17 protein-coding genes and 1 pseudogene are annotated in these 18,307 nt (G+C 62.4%); 11 read left to right on the top strand and 7 right to left on the bottom strand.

Annotation, left to right across the window (positions count from 1 at the left end):
- Positions 1 to 52 precede the first annotated feature (52 nt).
- The gene (locus M1L53_RS07560; RefSeq protein WP_042451070.1) at positions 53 to 853 is read left to right on the top strand and encodes a crotonase/enoyl-CoA hydratase family protein; all 801 of its coding nucleotides are present in this window, start codon (positions 53 to 55) and stop codon (positions 851 to 853) included.
- Between the two features lie 46 nt (positions 854 to 899).
- Here the strand turns inward: M1L53_RS07560 and M1L53_RS07565 are convergent, their stop codons facing one another.
- Positions 900 to 2,201, bottom strand: a complete 1,302-nt coding sequence (locus tag M1L53_RS07565; RefSeq protein ID WP_007727683.1) for an MFS transporter — start codon at positions 2,199 to 2,201, stop codon at positions 900 to 902.
- 267 nt (positions 2,202 to 2,468) lie between these two features.
- Positions 2,469 to 3,656, bottom strand: coding sequence for an ROK family transcriptional regulator (locus M1L53_RS07570; RefSeq protein ID WP_003946405.1), 1,188 nt, complete (start codon positions 3,654 to 3,656; stop codon positions 2,469 to 2,471).
- A 194-nt stretch (positions 3,657 to 3,850) separates the two neighbouring features.
- On the opposite strand from M1L53_RS07570, the gene M1L53_RS07575 reads away from it, so the two are divergent.
- The 3 genes from M1L53_RS07575 (at position 3,851) to xylB (ending at position 5,890) form a co-directional block, all read left to right on the top strand.
- Positions 3,851 to 4,081 (top strand): DUF3263 domain-containing protein, encoded by a 231-nt coding sequence (locus M1L53_RS07575; RefSeq protein ID WP_030534904.1) that lies wholly within the window; start codon positions 3,851 to 3,853, stop codon positions 4,079 to 4,081.
- A 69-nt stretch (positions 4,082 to 4,150) separates the two neighbouring features.
- The gene (locus M1L53_RS07580) at positions 4,151 to 4,468 is read left to right on the top strand and encodes a WhiB family transcriptional regulator (protein ID WP_003946343.1); all 318 of its coding nucleotides are present in this window, start codon (positions 4,151 to 4,153) and stop codon (positions 4,466 to 4,468) included.
- 24 nt (positions 4,469 to 4,492) lie between these two features.
- Positions 4,493 to 5,890 (top strand): xylulokinase, encoded by a 1,398-nt coding sequence (gene xylB, locus M1L53_RS07585; protein ID WP_007727678.1) that lies wholly within the window; start codon positions 4,493 to 4,495, stop codon positions 5,888 to 5,890.
- Positions 5,891 to 5,897: 7 nt separating this feature from the next.
- Here the strand turns inward: xylB and M1L53_RS07590 are convergent.
- A pseudogene (locus tag M1L53_RS07590) lies at positions 5,898 to 6,610 on the bottom strand (HAD family hydrolase).
- 142 nt (positions 6,611 to 6,752) lie between these two features.
- Here M1L53_RS07590 and cycA point away from each other — a divergent pair.
- From cycA to M1L53_RS07625, 7 genes are all read left to right on the top strand, one after another.
- Complete coding sequence (gene cycA / locus M1L53_RS07595) at positions 6,753 to 8,216, top strand: D-serine/D-alanine/glycine transporter (protein WP_003946351.1); 1,464 nt, start codon at positions 6,753 to 6,755, stop codon at positions 8,214 to 8,216.
- 122 nt (positions 8,217 to 8,338) lie between these two features.
- Positions 8,339 to 9,109 carry a M23 family metallopeptidase gene (locus tag M1L53_RS07600; protein ID WP_003946431.1) on the top strand — a complete coding sequence of 257 codons (771 nt, stop codon included), beginning with the start codon at positions 8,339 to 8,341 and terminating at the stop codon, positions 9,107 to 9,109.
- Between the two features lie 125 nt (positions 9,110 to 9,234).
- Positions 9,235 to 10,740, top strand: coding sequence for a glutamate-cysteine ligase family protein (locus M1L53_RS07605; protein WP_050654664.1), 1,506 nt, complete (start codon positions 9,235 to 9,237; stop codon positions 10,738 to 10,740).
- 141 nt (positions 10,741 to 10,881) lie between these two features.
- Positions 10,882 to 11,775 (top strand): universal stress protein, encoded by an 894-nt coding sequence (locus tag M1L53_RS07610; protein WP_007727672.1) that lies wholly within the window; start codon positions 10,882 to 10,884, stop codon positions 11,773 to 11,775.
- A 176-nt stretch (positions 11,776 to 11,951) separates the two neighbouring features.
- On the top strand, positions 11,952 to 12,992 hold the full coding sequence (locus M1L53_RS07615; protein ID WP_007727670.1) for an LLM class F420-dependent oxidoreductase: 1,041 nt from the start codon (positions 11,952 to 11,954) through the stop codon (positions 12,990 to 12,992).
- A gap of 358 nt (positions 12,993 to 13,350) precedes the next feature.
- Positions 13,351 to 14,244, top strand: a complete 894-nt coding sequence (locus M1L53_RS07620; protein ID WP_003946389.1) for a universal stress protein — start codon at positions 13,351 to 13,353, stop codon at positions 14,242 to 14,244.
- A gap of 76 nt (positions 14,245 to 14,320) precedes the next feature.
- Complete coding sequence (locus M1L53_RS07625; protein WP_003946380.1) at positions 14,321 to 14,959, top strand: response regulator transcription factor; 639 nt, start codon at positions 14,321 to 14,323, stop codon at positions 14,957 to 14,959.
- 3 nt (positions 14,960 to 14,962) lie between these two features.
- Here the strand turns inward: M1L53_RS07625 and M1L53_RS07630 are convergent, their stop codons facing one another.
- From M1L53_RS07630 to M1L53_RS07645, 4 genes are all read right to left on the bottom strand, one after another.
- Positions 14,963 to 16,654: a GAF domain-containing protein gene (locus M1L53_RS07630; RefSeq protein WP_054188826.1), complete on the bottom strand. Its 1,692-nt coding sequence runs from the start codon at positions 16,652 to 16,654 to the stop codon at positions 14,963 to 14,965.
- A 27-nt stretch (positions 16,655 to 16,681) separates the two neighbouring features.
- Positions 16,682 to 17,377 carry a hypothetical protein gene (locus tag M1L53_RS07635; RefSeq protein WP_054188825.1) on the bottom strand — a complete coding sequence of 232 codons (696 nt, stop codon included), beginning with the start codon at positions 17,375 to 17,377 and terminating at the stop codon, positions 16,682 to 16,684.
- A gap of 19 nt (positions 17,378 to 17,396) precedes the next feature.
- The gene (locus M1L53_RS07640; protein WP_003946336.1) at positions 17,397 to 17,729 is read right to left on the bottom strand and encodes a cupin domain-containing protein; all 333 of its coding nucleotides are present in this window, start codon (positions 17,727 to 17,729) and stop codon (positions 17,397 to 17,399) included.
- Positions 17,730 to 17,813: 84 nt separating this feature from the next.
- Positions 17,814 to 18,305 (bottom strand): dihydrofolate reductase, encoded by a 492-nt coding sequence (locus M1L53_RS07645; protein ID WP_003946393.1) that lies wholly within the window; start codon positions 18,303 to 18,305, stop codon positions 17,814 to 17,816.
- Between the last annotated feature and the right edge of the window lie 2 nt (positions 18,306 to 18,307).

Raw genomic sequence — 18,307 nt, forward strand, 5'->3', positions numbered from 1 at the left:
AACTTACTCTCAGGTAAGTTCGTCGGGGGTATGTCTAACCGAAGGAGTAGCCGTGAGTGATCGCGTTCGTGTCGAGGTAGTGCAGTCGGTGGCGTACGTGACGCTCAGCCGACCGGAGAAACTCAACGGTCTCGATCTGGACATGCTCGACGCCCTGGTGGACGCCGCTCGAACTATCGAAGCTGATCGTTCGATCCGGGGCGTGATTCTTCAAGGCGCGGGTGACGCGTTCTCGGCCGGGTTGGACTTCGCCTCTGCGGGTAAGCAACCGAGGCGCATGGCGAAGGCCTTCGCGAAATTTCCCGGTCAGAAGACCAACCTCTTTCAACGCGCGTGCTGGGTGTGGCGCGAATTGCCCGTGCCGGTCATCGCGGTCGTTCACGGGCACTGCTTCGGTGGGGGACTGCAATTGGCGCTCGCCGCAGACTTTCGATTCACCACCCCCGATTGCACGTTCTCGGTGATGGAGGCGAAGTGGGGATTGATCCCCGACATGACCGGAACGGTCACGATGCGCGAACTCGCGGCAATGGACGTCGTGAAACGCCTCGCCATGACTGCTGAACTGTTCGACGGAAATCAGGCTCTCGAGTGGGGGTTCGTGAGCGGAGTCAGCGACAATCCGATCAAGCCGGCGCAGGAACTGCTGTCGCAGATCGCGGTTCGCTCGCCGGACGCCGTCGCAGCGACGAAGACGTTGCTGCACAAGACCTGGAACCGCTCGCCTCGCGGCGCGTTCTGGATCGAATCGCGGATCCAACTGGCGCTGATGCGAGGCAAGAACCACAAGATCGTGCGCACAGCGAATGCTGCGAAGAAGTTGCCGGAGTTCGCCTTTCGAAAGTTCGGCTGACAAACTCCGGCATCGCGACGCCGTTGGGCGTCCACATTCAGGTCGATTACACCATCAGGTCTCGTCCTGATCGATCCTTGATGAGCATCGTGGCGACGAACGAGACCGCGGCCAGCAGGGCGAGGTATATCGAGATGGCAAGGGTGCCACCGGTCTTGCCGAGGAGCCACTGTGCGACGGTGGGAGCAAAGGCGCCGCCGAAGATGGTGCCTACCGCGTAGGAGATCGACGCACCGCTGTAACGGATCGAAGCCGGGAACAGTTCGGCGAACAACGCGGGTTGAGGTCCGTACGACAGCCCGAGTCCGACCGAGAACAGGATCATCGCCACGTAGATCCAGCCGAGATTCCCGGTGTCGATGAGGAGGAAGAACGGCACCGCGAAGAGGACCATTGCGAGGTTGCCCACGTTCATCACCGTGGTGCGGCCGCGTCGATCCGACCAGTAGGCGCCGATCATGGTGAAAACGCCCCACGTGACGGCACTTGCGAGCGTGGCAATCAGTAGTTCGGTCTTACCCAGGCCATAGGTCTTGGTTGCGTACGCGACGATGAATCCGCCGATCACCATGTAGCCGTTGCCGTTTGTGCCGATGAAGGACAGCGCCGCGAGTACGACCTGCTTCGGGTGTTTCTTGAACAGAGTTCGGATAGGCGTGTTGCTCTCGGTGCGGCGTTCCTTGAGTTCGGCGAATACGGGTGACTCGCTGACCTTGCTTCGAATGTAGAAGCCGACGCCGATCAACACGACGCTGAGCAGGAACGGCACTCGCCATCCCCAGGTGGTGAACTGTTCGTCCGTGAGGGTGAACGTGCACAGTGCCAAAACGCCGGTGGCGAGCAACATTCCGAGCGGTACTCCCATCTGTACGAACGCTCCGAAGAATCCTCGACGCTTGGTGGGTGCGTGTTCGACGGCAAGAAGAGCGGCCCCGCCCCATTCGCCGCCCGTCGAGAATCCTTGGACGACGCGAAGCAGGATCAACAGGATCGGTGCCCAGATTCCGATCGATGCATACGTCGGCAGCACGCCGATGAGAACCGTCGCGGCACCCATCATCGCCAACGTCGCGACCAGGACACGTTTGCGGCCGAGCCTGTCGCCGAGATAGCCGGCCACGATGGCACCGAGAGGACGGAAGACAAAGCTGATGCCGACCGTGACGTAGGAGACGATCTGGCCGGCCGAGCCCATCGGCTTGAAGAACAGGTCGGCAAAGATCAGGGCTGCAGCTTGGGCGTAGATGAAGAAGTCGTACCACTCGACGGTGGTGCCGACCATCGACGCCATCGCGGCGCGGTCGTATTCCTTCGCGGCGGGCTTGGTGCCAGTTCTGGTTGTGGTCATCGAGCTACTTTCTGCCAGTCACGTGGTTCACCGACACGGTGAAACTGCGAAGTCGGAACAGGGGAGAAACGCTGTTCGATCTGCGACGTTGCCGGTGTGCTCGGTGCATGCTTTTGGCTGACTCGGAGCGTTCCTGCGCGATCTCATCGTCGATATCGACAACCGAATGATCGGTAGGTAATGAATTATGCAGAAGTGTGAGCGTCAACACAAGCGATGCCGGAAAAGTCTGATTGTTTGATGCGGAGCGTGCGAGAAGTCAGCGACTCACGTGTGGAGTGACGCCGCGATCCGCAGATCGATTTCCCTGGCGCTGAGCAGATGGTCGAGGACGAGAACCGCACAACCGAGGATGCCGGATTGTGCGCCGTGGCTGACCGAAGCGATCTGAAGCTTTCGGGTGGCAAGCGCCGTTGCGTTGCCGTAGACGGACTCCCGAAGCCCGGCGAGGAAGAGTTCGTCCGCCTCGGCCATGTCGCCGCCGATGATCAGGACCTCGGGATTGAGGAGATTGACCGCGCCGGAAATGACGTCGCCGATCAGTCGGCCGCTGCTTCTGATGAGCCGGCGGGCTTCGCTGTCGCCGTCCAGGGCGAGGCGGACGACATCACGCACGTGACCGACGCTTCGGCCCTGATCTCGGAGGGCGTGCACGAGAGCCCAACCGCTGGCGACAGTTTCGACGCAGCCGACGTCGCCGCAGCGACACTTCATGCCGCGCGCTGCAGCGGTTTTGGTATGCCCGATCTCGCCGGACGCTCCGAGTGAACCGCGTTGGAGGACTCCGCCCATGACGATTCCTGCGCCGAGGCCGGTTGACGCCTTGATCATCAGGAGGTTGGGCGCACTCTCGCGTCGCTCGCTCAATTCGGCCAGAGCCATCACGTTGGCATCGTTGTCCGCGAACAGCGGAGCCGTGGTCACCGATGCCAGATAGGGGGCAAGCGCGACTCCGTCCCACCCCGCCATCATCGGAGAGTCGAGGCTTGCTCCCGCGGCGACGTCGACCGTTCCGGGAATGCTCAGTCCGATTCCGATGACCTCGGTAGACGCGCGGTGGACCTGGGCCAGTAGTGACGAAAGATGCTCGGCAATTTCGGGCATCAGTTCGTCGGGGCCGACCCCGACCGACTTGTCGATGTCTTCTGCCGCGAGGATCGTGCCCGCCAGGTCGGTGACGGCAAGTTGTGCCCGCGATCGACCGATTGCCACGACAAGAACCACGCCGGACGAGTTCGCGAACGTGAGAGTGGACGGCGGCCGACCGCCTGTCGACGGGCCCTCGTCGTCATCGGCAATCAAACCAAGCGATTGAAGTGCTGCAACCCTGGCCGATACCGCCGTCCTGGACAGGCCGGTGAGCTTCCCGATCTCGCTGCGCGTGGTTGCGGAACCGCTGCGTATCAGCGTGAATACCTCTCCCGCAGTAGCCGGAGTCGTGGACGGTCGGGTCATTGTCCTATTCAAGCATTCCTCGTCGGTAACTTCAGCGTGCGAAAGTTGGCATACTTTGTTCACAAAAAGACGTAAGTAGGTCTTGTGAAAAAGCAGAAGTAGGCATAGTCTGTGTCTTGACTCACTGCCACGGGCGTCCGAGGAGACGAGTCGCAGTTTCTGTGAAGCAGGGCGCACAAACAGGGGAGAACCTGATGAGCCGCACCGATACACAAGAGATCGTCGAGTTCGCACGTAAGTGGCAGCAGTTCGACGGTGGACCTGACGAAGAGATCTTTGTAACCTTCGGCCTCGCCCCGGACGAGTATTTCCGCAGGCTGCAGGCAATTCTCGACGACGGCGTCGTAGCGCTGACTCCGCCGGTCACCGGCGAACTCGCAACGGTCTGTGCACATCGACTCGGCCAATCGGTCAGGCGTCGATAAGTCCGACCCGGCGTCAGCCCAGAGTCACCCGAATCCGTGTCACCCGAGTAAGGAATTGAGGTCGCCATCATGCACAAGCACCTTCCGATGCCGTACCCGACCGCCGAAGTGTGGGACTGGCAGCTGCAGGGAGCGTGCCGCGGGCACGATTCCGCGGTGTACTTCCATCCGGACGGCGAGCGTGGACACGCCCGCGAGAACCGTGAACGCAACGCCAAGAAGGTCTGCGCGACGTGCCCTGTACTCCAGCAGTGCCGCGAACACGCACTCTCCGTCCACGAGCCGTACGGCATCTGGGGTGGAATGACGGAGACCGAGCGCGCAGAATATGTGCGATCGCTGCGTAAGCGCAGCAACCGGATGCCCGCGGTCGCCAACGCGAGCTGACGGTCCTTCGGAAAGGACGCCAGTGTGGCCCTCGTAGCCGGTATCGATTCGTCTACCCAGTCGTGCAAAGTCATTGTCCGTGATGCCGATTCGGGAGAGCTGGTACGAGAAGGGCGGGCGGCGCATCCCGTCGGTACCGAGATAGATCCGGCATGCTGGCTCGAGGCGATGGACAGTGCAATCGCCGCAGCGGGTGGGCTCGGCGACGTCGCAGCCGTATCGGTCGGAGCTCAACAGCACGGCATGGTGTGTCTGGACAGTGGCGGCGAGGTCGTCAGACCGGCGTTGCTGTGGAACGACACACGCTCGGCGAAGGCTGCGACCGATCTGGTCGAAGAGCTCGGCGGACCCAAGGCGTGGGCCGACGCAGTTGGTGTAGTTCCGGTTGCCGCGGTCACGGCAAGCAAGCTTCGATGGCTCGCAGATCACGAACCCGGCAACGCCGATCGCACTGCCGCGGTGTGTCTTCCGCATGACTGGTTGTCCTGGAAGTTGGGTGGGTCCGGCTCAATCGAGGAGCTTGTTACCGACGCGGGCGACGCCAGTGGAACCGGCTATTATGCTGCCTCGACGCGCGAATATCGTAAAGATTTGCTGGCGTTGGCATTTCGCGGTCGAACCCCGCATGTTCCCCGAGTTGCATCGCCGAACGAAAAGATCGGAAGTACACGTTCCGGAGGTATTGTCGGGCCTGGCACCGGTGACAATGCCGCAGCCGCACTGGGTTTGGGGGCAGTTCCCGGTGACGTGATCATCTCGATCGGAACATCCGGCGTCGTCTCGGCTGTATCGGCCACCCCCACGCATGATCCCGGCGGGAACGTGGCAGGATTCGCGGACGCAACCGGCCTGCACTTGCCGCTGGTGTGCACTCTCAACGGCGCGCGCATTCTTGATGCGACGGCGTCCATTCTCGGTGTCGATCACGCCGAACTGTCGCGGTTGGCGTCGACGGCGCCCCTCGGAAACGACGGGCTGGTCATGATTCCGTACTTCGAGGGTGAACGGACGCCCAACCGCCCTGACGCCACGGGGGCCATGCACGGATTCCGGCTGCAGAACTCGACGCCTGCGCACTTTGCACGAGCCGCAATCGAAGGGCTCCTGTGCGGCTTGGCCGACGGCGTCGACGACCTGGTTCGTCAAGGCGTCGAGGTGAAGCGAGTTCTCCTCGTGGGAGGCGGAGCGAAGTCGCGCGCTCTCTGTGAGATCGCGCCGGCAATTCTCGGAGTGCCGGTCGTGATCCCTGCTCCGGGTGAGTACGTCGCCGAAGGGGCATGCAGGCAAGCAGCATGGGCACTGTCCGGGGACACGCAGCCGCCGGTGTGGCCGAAACCGGAAGAGCGACGATTCGACGCCGAACCAGCTCCCCACGTGCGCGAGCGCTACGCGTCGTTGCGCGAACTCACCGAAGGTGTCTGAGCGCTCCCTACAGAAGCCCGAACTTCCGCACTGCGTCGAGTAGCGCGGGCGTTCGGTCGTCGGCAGGGGATCGACGAGTGCGAACTGGCAACCGACGTCACGGGCAGCGCCGTCGGCGATGTCGCTGTCACCGACCATCAGAGTCTGCGCCGCATCCACATCGAGTTGTGCGAGGGCGTACTCGAAGATCGCCGGTTCAGGCTTGACTGCACCCACCTCGAACGAGAGAACGAACTCGTCGACCCAGACGTCCCAGCCGCGGTCGGCGAACGCCGGACGGATGTCGAAGGCGATGTTGCTCAAGACGGCAGTGCGTATGCCCTTCTCCGACAGTGACTTCAGGACCTCGCCGGTATCCGGGTACGGCGACCACTGATCCGGATCGACCAGCAGGGCGTAGAAAGCTTCGGCCCGAACCGGATCGGGCACCCCGGACTTACTCAACACGTCGAGGTAAGCCTGACGATGCAACTTCGGATCCCGGTCGCGGTTCTCCCACGCGTAGATCCCCGCTTCGTCCATCTCCACGGTTCTGCCCACCGGCGCGGTCATCCGACGCATCAGCTCGGCTTGAGCGTGCACGTCGAGCGGATCGCCTTGGTGATCGACGAGGTGCTCGGTCCAATCGTCGCTCTCCTCCAAACGGAAGAGGGTTCCGGAGAAATCGAACAGCGTCGCGGCGATATGTCCGTCTTGATGGGCCGTGCTGTCAGTGTTCACCTCGACAGGTTATCGGCGTCCGCTTTCCGATGCGTGATGTGAGCCAGTGCACGCGTACTTTGAGAGAGCACATTTTCCGAGGTTCCCCCGACGGGCACGATTTCGATGCCCCGGATGAACCGAACGACGAGGGGGATCCTCCGTGTCCGACCACGCGAATACACCAGACCTGACGAAGCCGTCCGGCGAAGACCCCCACCTCTCACGTCAGCTGTCCAACCGGCATATCCAGCTGATCGCCATCGGTGGTGCCATCGGCACCGGACTGTTCATGGGATCGGGCAAGACGATCTCGCTCGCCGGGCCTTCCGTGATCTTCGTGTACATGATCATCGGATTCATGCTCTTCTTCGTCATGCGGGCGATGGGGGAGCTGCTGCTCTCGAACATGGCGTACAAGTCGTTCTCCGACTTCGCCGCGGATCTGCTGGGCCCCTGGGCGGGATTCTTCACCGGCTGGACCTACTGGTTCTGCTGGATCGTCACCGGCATCGCGGACGTCATCGCGATTTCCGGGTACTTCAAGTACTGGTGGCCAGGGCTCGCGGCGTGGATTCCTGCTTTGCTGACGATCGCGGCGCTGTTGCTCCTCAATCTCCCGACCGTTCGCGCCTTCGGTGAAACCGAGTTCTGGTTCGCGCTGATCAAGATCATCGCCATCGTCAGCCTGATCGTCGTCGGCATCGTCATGGTCGTCTCCGGGTTCACGGCGCCGAACGGTGCCACCTCCGGTATCGACAACCTCTGGAACGACGGCGGGATGTTCCCGACCGGATTCATGGGCTTCGTCGCCGGCTTCCAGATCGCCGTGTTCGCCTTCGTGGGTATCGAGCTCGTCGGTACGACGGCAGCCGAGGCGAAGGACCCGGAGAAGAACCTGCCGAAGGCCATCAACTCCATCCCCATTCGTGTCCTGCTGTTCTACGTCGTTGCACTGACCGTGATCATCGCGGTGACTCCGTGGCGTGAAATCAGCGCAGACAAGAGTCCGTTCGTCGCCATGTTCACACTCGCCGGCCTCGGCATCGCTGCTTCTGTCATCAACTTCGTCGTGCTGACCTCCGCTGCATCTTCGGCCAACTCGGGTATCTACTCCACCTCGCGCATGGTGTTCGGCCTTGCGCAGGAAGGCGACGCACCGAGGGCCCTCGGCAAGCTGAACTCACGCAAGGTCCCCGCGAACGCCCTGATGTTCTCGTGCATCTTCCTGCTGGCGTCGTTGATCCTGCTGTTCTCGGGCGATTCCGTGATCGAGGCCTTCACCGTCGTCACGACCATTTCGGCGCTGCTGTTCATGTTCGTATGGACGATCATCCTGGCGAGCTACATGGTGTACCGGAAGCGTCGTCCGCACCTGCACGAGGCGTCGAAGTTCAAGATGCCCGGCGGCATCGTGATGTGCTGGGTCGTGCTCGCGTTCTTCGTCTTCATTCTCTGGGCACTGACAACCAAGGACGACACCCTGCAGGCACTTCTCGTCACGCCGATCTGGTTCGTGGTTCTGGGCATCGCGTGGGCGATCATCCGGCGTCGACCCGCTCACCGGGCACGATACGACGCATTCAAGTCAGAACTGGACGCCAGCCGACAGAACGGCGACAAATAGTTTTGGTCAAGATCGGGTAACGGTGGCGGCCGCCTTGATCAAACTGTTACATTCTTCGGCAGACAGAGGAGCGGGCTTCATCAGAAGGACGCTGCACGCCGACGACTGACGGAGTACACACTGTGGGAAACCACCACCGCACGGGCAATGACGATGTTGTCTTCGAGATCGATCCCGAGGCAGCAAGCGGCCGCCACCGCACCCCGTCGGCTGGCCCTGGTGCCGGTGTCAAGGCAGGTGTCGTAGCTGCGGCTACCGGTGCACTCCTCGTCGGTGCAGGCCAGATGGGCGCAGGAACCGCTGCTGCGGCGCCGGCAACACAGACCATCGCCGGCATCGAAATCCCGCAGGGTCTGCTCCCCGAGGGCGTTGTCGTTCCGGCTGAATTGGCGGCACTTCCGGCTCTCGACATCCCCGAGCTTCCCGATTTTGCTGCCGACCTCAACACGCAGGCACAGCAGTTCCTCGCTGGGATCAACCCCGGCACCTCAGCTCGTACCGTGCAGCCGGTGTCCGGAACGCTGACCTCAACCTTCGGTTCGCGCTGGGGAGCACACCACGGTGGCCTCGACATCGCGGCTCCGATCGGTACGCCGATTCTGGCTGCAGCCGACGGCCAGGTCATCGACGCCGGCCCGGCGTCAGGTTTCGGCCTCTGGGTCCGCGTCCAGCACGACGACGGCACGGTCACCACGTACGGCCACGTCAACGACTACCAGGTCAACGTCGGCCAGCGCGTCAACGCCGGCCAGCAGATCGCCACCGTGGGTAACCGTGGCCAGTCCACCGGCCCGCACCTGCACTTCGAGGTTGCCGAGAACGGCGCAAAGGTCGATCCCGCAGCGTGGCTGCAGGCTCGCGGCGTAGCTGTCACCTGGGTCGACAACTCGTAGAAGAAACTTTCGGAGAACTGCGGTGGCGTCGGGAAATTCTTCCCGGTGCCACCGCAGTTCTCGTTTGTCGGTGACACCGGACGGATAGCCTTCAGTGACGTTGATCGTCGAAGGGGGAATGCGCAATGGGTGCAGAGGTCACGGCGCGAGAATTCACCAGAGCCGACCGTAGGCTCTTTCGTAAGAAGGTGCGCTCGTGCGTCGACGCCATGAAGCAGATGCTCGACGGTGGTGACTTCCGAGACGCCGTCGACAAGCCCGCTCCGCTGTTGGGCATGGAGATCGAGTTCAACCTCGTGACCGGCGACATGACGCCCGCGATGTCCAACCGTGAAGTGCTCGAATCCATCGACGACTCTGCGGTTTTCCAAACCGAGCTCGGACAGTTCAACGTCGAGATGAACGTCGAGCCCGGCCCACTCACCGGTGATGCGACTTTCGAATTGGAGAAGAAACTGCGGGCGTCCCTCGACGTCGCAGACGCGCGAATCCACGCGCACGACGCCGAGATGGTGATGATCGGGATGCTGCCGACACTGCAGCTCGAGCATCTCGATCGTGAGTGGATCACCGCCAACCCGCGCTACGAATTGCTCAACGAGCAAATTTTTGCCGCGCGGGGAGAGGACATCGAACTCGACGTCGAAGGTGTCGCGCTACCCGGTGGCGACGTGGAAATCCTTCGGGCCGACACCAATTCGGTGGTGCCGGAGGCGGCTTGTACGTCCATGCAGTTGCACCTGCGCGTCGCGCCGGAAGAATTCGCAGCGCACTGGAATGCCGCGCAGTGTCTGGCCGGAGTACAGGTGGCGCTTGCGGCCAATTCCCCTTTCCTGGCAGGGAAGGCGCTTTGGCACGAATCACGCATTCCGATCTTCGAACAGGCAACGGACACCCGAACTTTCGAGCTCAAGAACCAAGGTGTGCGACCGCGAGTGTGGTTCGGTGAGCGGTGGATCCATTCGGTTCTCGACCTGTTCGAGGAGAATTCACGGTACTTCCCGGCGCTGCTCCCTGATGTCTCGGACACCGATCCACTGGAAGTGCTCGCGGCGGGCGGGGTTCCGGAGTTGAGCGAGCTTCAGATGCACAACGGCACGGTCTATCGCTGGAATCGGCCTGTCTACGACTGCTCGGATGGCAAGCCGCACTTGCGTATCGAGAATCGGGTGCTGCCGGCCGGGCCGACCGTCGTCGACATCATGGCCAATGCGGCCTTCTACTACGGAACCGTTCGCGCATTGGTGAACGCGGAGCGGCCACTGTGGTCGCACATGTCGTTCCATGCGGCCGAAGAGAACCTGCACATCGGCGCCAAGTACGGACTCGACGCCACCCTGTACTGGCCGGAGATCGGTTGGGTCGGTGCCGACGAGTTGGTCCTGCGAAGGCTGCTGCCGTTGGCGGACGAGGGTTTGGCCGACTTCGGATTGTCCGCCGCGGCCCGCGATCGGTACCTCGGCGTGATCGAAGGGCGGTGCATGAATCGGCAGACCGGTGCCGCCTGGCAACGCGAGCAAGTGGCGCACGCGGAGGCCTCGGGCGCGGACCGCTCGACTGCGCTCACCGGAATGCTCCGCGGTTACGTGGAGAACATGCGGACGGGAGATCCTGTTCACACCTGGTCCTGATTGCTCTGCTAATTCTCCTATCCGTCAACAGTTTCGGGGACCTAAGTCCCCGAAATGAAGAGGGGGCGACCCCAAAAAAGCCGGACAAGTGGGATGGTTAGAGTGAAAGTGGCTCGGTTACTTCTTCAGGAAGGTGGGCACATGAGTTCACGCGAACATAACAGTGTTGTTGTCGGAGTCGAGGGTTCGGACACTGCGTCCACAGCGCTCCGCGAGGCCGCGAAAATCGCCGCCCAGCGCGAATTGCGACTCGACATCATCCACGCTCTCGACTTCGCGCCTTACGGTTTCGGCGGACCGTACGTCGACGCGGGTGGGGTGTACGAATGGGTCGAAGAGGCCGGAAAAGCGATCTTGGCAGAGGCGGAACAATTCGCCCGTGAGATCGATCCGAAACTCGAAGTTCACACCGAAATCGCCATCGGCAGCGCAACTCAGTGGCTGATCGAGAGTTCGGCACAGGCCAGGCGGGTCGTTGTCGGAGCGTCGGCGTCAGGCAAGGCGGCGACAGCAGTCCTCGGCAATACCGCGGTCGGTGTGGCCAGTCACGGCAAGTGTCCGGTCATCGTCGTCCGAGACCGCGATGGTGCGGTGCCCTCGGAAGGACCCGTAGTGGTCGGCGTCGACGGCAGCGCGTTGAGCGCCCAGGCCGTCGGTGCGGCTTTCGAGGAAGCGTCGTTCCGCGGAGTCGAGTTGGTGGCGTTGCACGTGTGGAGTGACCTCGGCAGTGCGGCATTCGAAGACCCGAGGGCCGCTGCGCTTGCCCCGCAGTCTCTCGAAGAGGAAGAGCATGCGGTACTCAGCGAGAGCTTGGCCGGATGGTCCGAGCAATACCCGGACGTGAAGGTCCGGCGCGAGGTATACCTCGACAACCCACGCGGACGGCTGCTGGACTGGTCGGCAAAAGCGCAGCTCGTCGTAGTCGGAAGCCGTGGTCGCGGTGGATTCCGCGGCATGTTGCTCGGCTCGACCAGCAACACCCTGATCGCTTCGGCCAAGTGCCCCGTCATGGTGGTTCGCCCCGAAGAATCCTGACCCTCGACAGGCTCTCCCACTACCCCGTTCATTTCGGTCATCGAATATGAACGGGGTAGTCACATGAATGCGGACTCAGGTTCCGTAGTGTTCGATGTGAGTAAGTGTTCGATGGGAGTACCACTGCTCGTGTGCGCGTCGCACACGGCAGCAATCGTCAGGATTGGGGTTACAACGTGCGTATCGGTATGGGTTTGAACTACAGCGGCGGGTTCGCCGAAACCGTCGAAGAGGTCGGTGACCTGGAGAAGGCGGGCCTCGACATCGCCTTCGTCCCGGAGGCGTATTCCTTCGACGCCGTCAGCCAGCTCGGTTACCTGGCGGCCAAGACGTCGACCATCGAACTCGCTTCGGGAATCTTTCAGATCTACACCCGTACGCCCTCGTTGACCGCCATGACGGCGGCGGGCCTGGACTTCGTCTCCAACGGTCGCTTCGTGATGGGACTGGGCGCTTCCGGACCGCAGGTGATCGAGGGGTTCCACGGCGTCAAGTACGACGCTCCGCTGGGACGCACACGTGAGGTCGTCGAGATCTGCCGTCAGGTATGGCGCCGCGAGAAGGTCGAGTACCAGGGCAAGTACTACCAGGTTCCCCTCCCCGCCGAGAAGGGCACCGGACTCGGAAAGCCACTCAAGCTGATCAATCATCCTGTGCGTGAGCGCATCCCGATCCTGATCGCTTCGCTCGGACCCAAGAACGTCGAGCTGACGGCGGAGATCGCCGAAGGCTGGGAACCTATCTTCTTCCATCCGGAGAAGGCAGCAAGCGTGTGGGGTGAGCCGATCGCCAAGGGCAAGGCCAAGCGCGATCCGAGCCTCGGTGAGCTTCAGGTGTACGCGTCGCCGGCACTGGCCATCGGTGACGACGTCGACCACATGCTCGACTGGGTACGCCCGAGCCTTGCGCTCTACATCGGTGGCATGGGCGCCAAGGGCAAGAACTTCTACAACGACCTCGCGGTGCGCTACGGCTACGAAGAGGCCGCCGAGAAGATCCAGGATCTCTACCTCGCGGGCAAGAAGGACGAAGCCGCCGCAGCAGTGCCGGACGAACTGGTTCGCGCCGTGTCGTTGATCGGTCCCGAGAGCTACGTCAAGGAACGCGTCGCAGCCTTCGCCGAAGCCGGTGTCACGACGCTCAACGTCACGCCGTTGGCGGCCGACCGCAACGGCCGAGTGCAGCTGATCGAGAAGTTCCGCAAGATTTGTGACTGACCCTGCTGTGCGCCTTTATTAACCGCCGGCGGTTAATAAAGGCGCACAGCAGGGCGGGTGGTTCGGGATCTCCTGCGTACGAAACCCGATTTTGGGCGCTTGTTGACAGGACTTTTTTCACTTCTGACCGGTCGGGTTCTTCACCTAACGTGGATCGAGTAGCCAGGGTTTGCGTGCGAATCCGGCACCGGTGGCCTCGTTGACGCCCGAAAGGGATGTTGGCGGGGCCGTTGCCGCAGTCCACCCGAACACCCAATGTCCGATTCGGGACTCGCGTCGGCTGATGAATCCTTTTTGCCGTCATTGGGCAATAGTGTGAGGGCGAAGAGATTCTGTGGTCGATTGTGGAGGGACGAACATGAGTGCAACCAAACCCGTCGTCGTAGCGGTAGACGGTTCGGAATCGGCGTCGTCGGCTGTCGTCTGGGCGGCGAGGACCGCGGTGGCGCTCGGTCGACCGCTCCACATCGCGACGGTGGTGCACATCCCAGCCTTCTACTACTCCGAGCCTTACCTCGCCGAGAGCTTCAAGGACGAACTGCGGCGCACTGCCACCGCTCGTCTGGACAGCGCACAGATTCTCGCGCGGCAAAGCATCGACGACGACCTCGAGATCGTCACCGAACTACTCGACGGCAGCGTCTCCGATCGCCTGATCGAATTGTCCAAGGGCGCGTACATCATTGCGCTCGGCCCTCGCGGGCACGGCGAATTCACCGGATTGGTCGTCGGTTCTGCGACGGTCTCGGTTGTCTCGCACGGCGAATCTCCGGTTGCAGTTGTCCGAGGACGGACGCTCGACGGTCGACCGCCGACCGAGGGCCCCGTCGTCGTCGGTGTCGATGGATCCGAAAGCAGCATCGAGGCAGTCGAGCACGCTTTCGAGCAGGCCTCCGCGCGGGGCGCCACCTTGATCGCCGTCAACGTGTGGAGCGACGTGAGTGTGCAGCCCTCGTTGGGCGCCACCCCCGACGACCCACTGTGGAGCAGCATCCAGACGGGTGAGGAAGTTGTCCTCGCGGAGCAATTGGCCGGATTCACCGAGCGTTACCCGGACGTCGTCGTCGAAAGAGTCGTCGCGCGTGACCGTCCGGTCCGAGTCCTGAGCGAATATGCGGAGACGGCGCAGTTGATAGTCGTCGGCAGTCGCGGGCGCGGCGGATTCGCAGGAATGCTCCTCGGATCGACCAGTCGAGCGCTCCTGCACACCGCGGATTGCCCGGTTCTCATCGTCCGGCACGTCAACAAGTGAAGAGAATGCATTCCATGAGTTCTGAGTCCACCGTCTCCGGTACCGTTCGACGTGAGATGTCTTTTGGAGGGGTTCGATGACAACGCGGATATTCCTGGTGGACGATCACGAGATCGTCAGACGCGGATTGTTCGACCTACTCGGTGGGGTCGAGGACTTCGTGGTGGTGGGCGAGGCGGCGTCCGTGGGGGAAGCGCTGGCCGCGGTACCGCAGAGCAACGCCGACGTCGCTGTTCTGGACGTACGCCTGCCTGACGGCAACGGCGTCGAACTGTGCCGAGAACTCCGCTCGATGCTTCCCGACCTCCGCTGCCTGATGCTCACGTCGTACGCCGACGACGAGGCGTTGCTCGACGCGATCATGGCGGGCGCCTCGGGATTCGTCCTCAAGCAGATTCTCGGAACCGATCTGGTCGCTGCAGTCCGCACAGTCGGGCGCGGCGGTTCACTGCTCGACAGTCGTGCAACCGAGGCGCTGATGCAGCGGATCCGCAGCGACCGTACAGCTGATCCGTTGGCCGAACTTTCCGATCAGGAGCGAGCAGTCTTCGACCTCATCGGAGAGGGGCTCACCAACCGGGAGATCGGCGCGCGATTGTTCCTCGCGGAGAAGACGGTCAAGAACTACGTGACGCGTCTGCTCTCGAAGCTGGGCATGCAGCGTCGTACTCAGGCTGCGGTGCTGGCGACCGAAATCCGTAGCGGCAGTCGCTAGGATCTAACGACCGGATTTCGGTCGATTCGAGTTGGTGCGACCGAGCGGTACTCGCCAGAGCAGGCGTGCACCGCTCGGATCGTGATTGACGATCGTGCACGTACCGCCGCAATGTTCGGCGCGGCGCTCCAGATTGTGCAGTCCACTCTTGTGGAAGTCGGAGGGGAGTCCGACGCCGTCGTCCTCGATCGTGATCGCAAATTCGACGTCCGCGGTGACAGCGATGGTGATGTGGCGTGCGTGTGCATGCCGAAGGACGTTGCTCAACCCCTCACGCAGCACGGCTTCGGCGTGCTGGTGGATCCCGGGATTCACCAGAGTGTCGATGGCGCCGGAGAATTGGACGCTCGGGGACACAGCGGACTGTGCGGTGGCGTCGCCGATGACATCGAGGAGGCGTCGGCGCAGGCTCGACGAATCGGTGGCCGTCGGAGTCTGCAGATCGAAGATGGTTGTCCGAATCTCGCGGACTGTCTTGTCGAGCTGTTCGAGAGATCGTTTGACAATCGCGCGCGCCGACTCCGGGAGGGTCTCGTCCGGAAGCGTGCTCTGCAGGCTCATTCCGCTCGCGAACAGTCGCTGGATGACGTTGTCGTGCAGGTCTCGTGCGATGCGGTCGCGGTCGGCGAGAACGGACAACAGGCGTTGCGCCTTTTGTTTCTCGTCGAACTCGATTGCAACGGAGCCGAGTTCGGCCATCGACTCGATCCGGGTCAGTTCGTCGTGATCCCAGTGTGTGTTGGTGGAATTCGACGCCACGATGACCGCGCCGACTACACCCGAGGCGACGCACATCGGTGCCACGACCGCACTCCCAGCCGACGGCACCAGTTCGGTGAGTGCGCCTAAAGTGGTGAGTACCTGTAGCTTTCGAGTGCTCCGCACCACGTCGAACGGATAAGTGGTCGCCGGGATTCTGACTCCACGCGACGTGGTCCGGGCGCTGGCCGCGGCGTGAACCTGTGCGTAGCCGTTCTCGCAGATCACCACGATCACGTCGTCGACGCCGGTCAGGTCCCGAACGCGACTGGCAAGAAGTTGCAGGCCGTCCTCGAGCGAGTCACCGGCCAGCAACCGCGAGCGGATGGCAGATGTTGCGGTGAGCCATCTTTCACGAGTTCGTGACTGCTCGAACAGTCGGGCGTTTTCCACAGCGATACCGGCTGCGATGGCGAGGGCTTCGAGAATGACCTCGTCTTCTTGGGTGAACTCGGCCTGTCCCCGTTTCTCGGTCAGGTAGATGCTTCCGAACACCTTTCCCCGCATCATGATCGGCGCTCCGAGGAAGCTCTCCATCGGTGGATGATTTGCGGGGAATCCCACCGATTCGGGATGGTCGCCGAGATGGGCCACACGCAAAGTCTGCGGGTGATTCATCAGAACACCCAGCACGCCATGACCTTCGGGGAAATGTCCCATGGTCGCGCGTTGGGACCCGGAGATTCCCTCGTACACGAATTCCGAGAGCCCGCCCCCCGGCGCCGCGACCCCCAGGGCGCCGTAGCGGCAATCCAGAACCGTTGTCGCAGAGGTGATGATCCGTTGAAGCGTCAGGTCGAGGTCCAGGCCGGAGCCGACCACCAGGACCGCCTCGAGCAGGCGGTGGAGTGTCGGTATGTCGGCATTGGAATCGCCCAGGCGGTCGAGCAACTCGCCGAACGTACGTGCCGGACTGTGACCCGAAGCTTCGACCATGGTCGAAGCATATCGCCTCACCGAACGTCAGCTCTCCTGGCGGCGACCTTCCCACCACGACGACCAGTGATGCTTGATCTCGTCGAACTCGTCATCGCTCAGGTCGTAGGTGGTCAGCAGGATGGACATGCCTCCGTCGGGCCGCTGCGCCGTCACCGACTGGGTGGCGACAGACAGCAGGCCAGGGCCGAGATCCTCGACTGTCAACCCGAATTGGTGGTCGGTGACGTAGTCGACGACGCCTTCGAAATAGTCGCCGGGAGCGATTGTCACCGCGTACCGACTTCCCGCTTCCAATTCGATTTCGGTGAGCCCGAGGACGCTTGCCACGTTCTCACCGGGGAGCAGAAGGCCGTCGAGGTAAATGGTTCCACGCTCGGCCAGTCCGTGGTGCTCCACTGCGAATCTGAGCAGCTGGAGGAATGTCGTCCAGCCCTCGGTGATGTCGTCGTACCAGTCGTCGTCGGCTGATTTCGGCGGTCGGTCGATGCGGACGACCGTCTTGCCGTCCTGTTCGCGAAGTGAGAAACGGTCACCGTTTCCGAGTTTCAGCGTCAACGCTTCGGGGTCGGCCTCAGCGGTGGAGTAGATCTGGGTGATTTCGTCGTCGAGTCCGTCGTACTCCCAGCCGAACCAACGTCGAATCAGCGACGGGTCGCGCAGCGCGGGCCAGAGTACGGACGGGGCTGCGACGACGGACACTTCGATCACGGTTTCGCTCACGCGGAAGACGCTACCGATTTCAGCCCTTCATGGCGACGGTCAGTAGAAATGCAACGTCTTCGAGCGCTTCGACGCTGTGCCGGTCGGCCGGGACGGTCAGGAAATCACCCGTGGATCCTTTCCACTGGTCGCTCCCACATACAAGATTCAGCTTCCCGCTCAGGACCAACAACGTGGCTTCGCCCGGACTGTCGTGTTCGGCGAGGCTCTTGCCGGCGCTCAGCGCGATCACCGTCTGTCGCAGGCTGCGCTGGTGGCCACCGTAGACGGTTTGTGAACTGCGACCGCTGGTCGCCGAGCCCGCCAGTTTCAACTGTTGGCGAGCGAGAGCGGTCAGTGACTTCTTGTCCATCGAAGACCTCTCGGAAGCGGTGAATGTCCTTCTTGGAGTATGACCGACTCACTCGCGAGGTGCCTCGTTATCGGCGGAAGTCGGTCAGCGCGTGTACTCCAACCAGCGGAAGCGCAGGCCGCTCTTCTCCGAGGTCTGCCAGGGCTCGTCGGATTTCAGGTTCCATTCGGGGCCGATCTCGGGAGCAAAAGCATCACCGGCGATGTCGAGGTCGATCTCGGTCACCAGTAGATGCGTCGCGAATGGCAGTGCAGCCGAATAAATTTGCCCGCCACCGACGACGAAGACGTCACCGTCCGGCAACGCCAGGGCGTCGTCCAGACTGCGGACCACCTCGGCGCCTTCGGCGTGCCATTGCGGATCGCGTGTGACGACGATGTTCCGACGCCCGCTGAACGGACGGAACTTCGATGGAATGGAGTCCCAGGTGCGCCGCCCCATGATTACCGGATGGCCCATGGTGACGCGTTTGAAGTAAGCCATGTCCTCGGACACGCGCCACGGGATCGAGTTGTCGGCGCCGATGACGCCGCCGTGGGCCTGCGCCCAGATGAGGGTGACTGTGCGATCGGTCATCG

Origin of the sequence: Rhodococcus sp. T9N, assembly GCF_024436645.1 — a bacterium.
Taxonomy (GTDB): domain Bacteria; phylum Actinomycetota; class Actinomycetes; order Mycobacteriales; family Mycobacteriaceae; genus Rhodococcus_F; species Rhodococcus_F qingshengii.

What these genes read in the sequence shown, in the direction of transcription:
- M1L53_RS07625 (WP_003946380.1), top strand. Translation starts at nt 14,321, where the DNA reads ATGACAACGCGGATATTCCTGGTGGACGATCACGAGATCGTCAGACGC.
- M1L53_RS07645 (WP_003946393.1), bottom strand. Translation starts at nt 18,305, where the DNA reads ATGACCGATCGCACAGTCACCCTCATCTGGGCGCAGGCCCACGGCGGC.
- M1L53_RS07575 (WP_030534904.1), top strand. Translation starts at nt 3,851, where the DNA reads ATGAGCCGCACCGATACACAAGAGATCGTCGAGTTCGCACGTAAGTGG.
- M1L53_RS07605 (WP_050654664.1), top strand. Translation starts at nt 9,235, where the DNA reads ATGGGTGCAGAGGTCACGGCGCGAGAATTCACCAGAGCCGACCGTAGG.
- M1L53_RS07630 (WP_054188826.1), bottom strand. Translation starts at nt 16,654, where the DNA reads ATGGTCGAAGCTTCGGGTCACAGTCCGGCACGTACGTTCGGCGAGTTG.
- M1L53_RS07570 (WP_003946405.1), bottom strand. Translation starts at nt 3,656, where the DNA reads ATGACCCGACCGTCCACGACTCCGGCTACTGCGGGAGAGGTATTCACG.
- M1L53_RS07640 (WP_003946336.1), bottom strand. Translation starts at nt 17,729, where the DNA reads ATGGACAAGAAGTCACTGACCGCTCTCGCTCGCCAACAGTTGAAACTG.
- M1L53_RS07620 (WP_003946389.1), top strand. Translation starts at nt 13,351, where the DNA reads ATGAGTGCAACCAAACCCGTCGTCGTAGCGGTAGACGGTTCGGAATCG.
- M1L53_RS07565 (WP_007727683.1), bottom strand. Translation starts at nt 2,201, where the DNA reads ATGACCACAACCAGAACTGGCACCAAGCCCGCCGCGAAGGAATACGAC.
- M1L53_RS07610 (WP_007727672.1), top strand. Translation starts at nt 10,882, where the DNA reads ATGAGTTCACGCGAACATAACAGTGTTGTTGTCGGAGTCGAGGGTTCG.
- M1L53_RS07580 (WP_003946343.1), top strand. Translation starts at nt 4,151, where the DNA reads ATGCACAAGCACCTTCCGATGCCGTACCCGACCGCCGAAGTGTGGGAC.